This is a genomic window from Algoriphagus sp. NF (assembly GCF_028823735.1).
Classification (GTDB): domain Bacteria; phylum Bacteroidota; class Bacteroidia; order Cytophagales; family Cyclobacteriaceae; genus Algoriphagus; species Algoriphagus marincola.
Genome location: NZ_JAPEIB010000073.1, coordinates 1 through 3,842, shown reverse-complemented (window position 1 = coordinate 3,842; position 3,842 = coordinate 1). Strand labels below are relative to the sequence as shown.

The following is a 3,842-nucleotide window of genomic DNA, read 5'->3' as shown; positions in this document are numbered from 1 at the left end:
ATTCAATTCTGTAGGCTCAGTAATAAATGCCCAATTCTCCTGATGCCTATCACTATTGCCAATTAGTGCATCAAAAATCAGCATTTCGACAATCTTGGAAAGATGAGCTTCTAACTGAAATGATCTGAAAGAGTTGATGATGAGTTGAAAATCGTACCTATTTCTTGAGGCTGTATCTTCAGGTTTGAATTGTTGATCAAAGGCTTGAAGGTATTTTCCTCCTTCTACCAATTCTTCTTTATCCGTAATCATAGATTTTGAAATACAGCCAATTACACCTTCTCGCTTTGCTATGTGGTAAGGGAGAATGTTGAATTTCAATAAATCCCCTACCTCAAAAGCAATGATTTCTGACCAAAATTCGTATTTATAATCCATCTTTCCCACTCGATAAGATTGCTTGAAGTAGTATCGCTCCCCATCTTCTGGATTTAAATAGATTTTTTTGTCACGAGTTCCTCCCGTGTTCCACCAGCTTTGCTCATTCCAGTCGTCTATTTGAAAAAGTCTAGCCATTCGATGTTTTAAGATTTACCCTTTTTCGTAAGCTTTTCTAGGAGCTTCTGCTGCCAAATTCAGTTCTGATTCCGCTTCCCTAACCCTCACCTGTCCATTCATCAGCATCGGCAATAGCCAATCTCGAAGAGAGGAGAGTTGAATGTTTTCTAACTCACATTTATTTTGCTTGTTAAAGCTGGTAATTGTGAGTTTATGAAAATGGTCTAATATTGATTTTTCAGGCCTTACTACTTTGATTGTGAATAAATCGTCTTTGGTAATTGCTCCAAAAGTGGTTCCATCAACATTTCTTCTATCAAAGATTTGTTTTAGATTTTGCATTACGCCGAATAGAAAAGTTTTCTGGCCATTTTTTGCAGCTAACGCAGCTAGACCTCTACCAATACAACAGTGTTCTTTTGAAATATTTATTGTTCCGACAGGTGCTCTTACACTTAAGAGTAAATCTCCCTCATTCGCAAATCTTGTTGGCATAGTAGTAAATTTTCTAATTGTAGGAAATCTATTGCCAAAATCTGTACAACCTTGATAAAATACAGTTCCCTCGGAATTTTCGTTGTAGGATTCACCTGGAGGTGATTGCCCCATAGTTATTGAAGCTATATCTTTCAACTCCTTCACTTCCCACCCCTCTGGAATTTCCCTCTTCAATTCCTTATTCCAGACCATTTTTCCGCCAGAGGATTTGTAGGGTTTGACATCTTTGGGGTCGGAACTTTCATCGGCTGGCTTGCCCTGCGCGAAGTCAAAGGGGAAGTCAAACTGCACAAACCAATACTCATAAATCAACTTCGCCATTCCTTCCAGCTCGGTGTTGATTTTGTTATTGAGTTCTATTTTGGAGTCGATTTCTTTTAATAATTTCCCTATAACTACTTGTTCGCTTATTGCTGGTAGTTCTATCTCAAGTTCTTTAATAACTGAAATTGGGGGGAAATTAGGAATAGTTGAATCACCTTTTTTTCCAATTATCATATTTACTATATGATGCTTGAATAAGTAAAAAAAGTAATTTGAATCTATAATTTCTAAATTTAATCTTATTCTTAATAATGCCTGATTTATTATACCTTTTTCAATATTTTCTTTTAATTGATATATAGCCCCATAATTAACTCCGGAGCAAGAAACAACAAAGTCGCCGGGTAATACTTCAAATCGTCTCATTTTATTATTAAAGTATTCTTCAGATATATAATACTTTCCAATTTCTGGATTTGATTGAAGAACTACACTTTGTTCATATACTTTATAGGTGTTTTTAGATTTTGGTACAAAAATTTCCTTTTTTAGATCACCGCCGAAAGGCCCTCTTAAAAACCCATTTTTATTCAGAACAATATCTTTAAAAAAATATTTATTCATATTTAAGTCCATTTAAATTGTTTTGAATTTGATTTTCTAAAACTTTAGATTCAGAAAAAAATGACGCTAGGTTTTCTTTAAATTCTTCCAATTTATTTTTAAACTCCTCTTTTGTGATATCCACATACTCAATTTTCACTTCAAAGTATTGTCCTGCGCTGAGACTGTAGTTTTTAGCTTCTATTTCATCGTAGCTGACTAACACAGAGAAGTCTTCTACTGCTTTCTTTTCAGAAAAAGTCGCTATGATTCGATCCTCTTCAGCTGTGGAGAGTAAGGTCTTTTGATTTTTCCCTTCCTTTACGGTTGTACCCAGATTGGATGCATCAATCAGGATTACATCACCTGTATTCTCTTTATCCAGAAAGATCACAGAGACATTGGTGCCTGTGGTGGCGAAGATATTACTAGGCATAGAGACTACTCCCGCCAGCATCCTTTCTCTGACCATCCGTGCACGGATTTTTTTCTCGATGCCACTTTGTGCCGTGATAAACCCAGTGGGAACGACAATCGCGGCTTTTCCAGTAGGAGAGAGGGAATACATGATATGCTGGAGAAACATCAGGTAGATCGCCATAGATTCCTTCTTCTTTGCTGGGACTTTTGGGATACCGGCAAAGAAGCGTTCATTGTTTTGCTTCGTATCCAGATCAGCGACAAAGTCAGAGAAGTCCAGCTTGAATGGTGGGTTGGAGACGATGTAGTCAAACTTCTGGAGCTCACCATTGGCTTGCCTATGGTAAGGTTCCAGGATGGTATTTCCCTTTACTATATTAGGAATGGAATGCACCAGGTTATTCAGGATCAGATTAAGTCGAAGTAGATTGGAGGATTTCTGGGAGATATCTTGAGAATAGATCATGCAGCGATCTTCTCCGATCTGATGCGCCAGATTCATCAGCAGGGTACCAGAACCCGCCGAAGGATCGTAGCACGAGACATTACTCACCTCGCCTTGCACCAGACAGCGAGCCATAATCTTGGAGACGGCATGCGGGGTGAAGTATTCGGCATATTTACCGCCTGAGTTGGTATTGTAGTCTTTGATCAGGTACTCGAAGATCGTGGCGAAGAAGTCAAACTTCTCCTTGAAGATTTCTTCAAAACTAAAGTGAACCAGTTTATTGATGATGGATTTGCAGAAATCATCTCGCTTGTCGGTAATGTACTTGGAGATGTTTTCGAAGAGGACGATTTTCTCACCTTCCTCAGTGATCACGGAGAAGATATCGCTGTTCTCTTTTGCGATAGCTAATAGGGTAGTATCAAAAATCTCCGAAAACTTAGGTTCAGACTGACGCTGATACAGTCTGGATATAAATTGCTCCGGCTGCAAGCGGGCAGTTCCCTCATTGAGTTGGAGCATTAACAATTCATATTCATCCTCGGGAATCATACGAATGGCCTCATCTAGATTTTCGGCAGCAACTAGATTTGGTTTCAGCTTTTTGAGTTCGTAGATAAATTTATCGTTGAGGAACTTGTAGAGAAATACTTGGGTAATAATCTTGAATTCGTTGCCGTCATTTCCCAGTCCATAATTAGCACAGGTACTTTTCAGTCCATCGATCAAGAGTTTGGTTTTACTTTCAAATAGGTGGTTCTCGGTCATTTTAATCTATTGATTTTCAGGATATTTTAATCGAAATAAATTTTGCCTTTGGTGTAACCATACTGACTTTCAACTTTCAAAATTACATCTTGATATGTTGCATATTCATAGCAATATCTTGTTTCGATGTAGTAGGAGGTGCCCTGAACTCTATAGATATTTGATCCTTTGCGGGTTACCTCGATCTCATAAGCTCCAGTTTCTAATTTTGCAGGTACTAAGATCAATTCTGGTTCATCTAATTCTCCATCTGAGGTGAGTACTTTTAATCCACTTTCTGGATCTATACCTTCATAAAACTGTCATGAGTAATCTCGGTCAGTGGGTGGAAGTGCAGATTCGT

3 protein-coding genes are annotated in these 3,842 nt (G+C 38.1%); all 3 read right to left on the bottom strand.

Features of this window, described 5'->3' with window-relative positions:
- A partial coding sequence (locus OU792_RS18190) for a hypothetical protein (RefSeq protein WP_274671001.1) occupies nt 1-516 on the bottom strand: 516 nt, incomplete at its 3' end.
- Between the two features lie 15 nt (nt 517-531).
- On the bottom strand, nt 532-1,896 hold the full coding sequence (locus OU792_RS18185) for a restriction endonuclease subunit S (RefSeq protein WP_274671000.1): 1,365 nt from the start codon (nt 1,894-1,896) through the stop codon (nt 532-534).
- Nucleotides 1,877-3,499, bottom strand: coding sequence for an HsdM family class I SAM-dependent methyltransferase (locus OU792_RS18180; protein ID WP_274670999.1), 1,623 nt, complete (start codon nt 3,497-3,499; stop codon nt 1,877-1,879). Before OU792_RS18180 ends, OU792_RS18185 begins: the two co-directional genes overlap by 20 nt.
- Nucleotides 3,500-3,842: the final 343 nt, after the last annotated feature.

What these genes read in the sequence shown, in the direction of transcription:
- OU792_RS18185 (WP_274671000.1), bottom strand. Translation starts at nt 1,896, where the DNA reads ATGGACTTAAATATGAATAAATATTTTTTTAAAGATATTGTTCTGAAT.
- OU792_RS18180 (WP_274670999.1), bottom strand. Translation starts at nt 3,499, where the DNA reads ATGACCGAGAACCACCTATTTGAAAGTAAAACCAAACTCTTGATCGAT.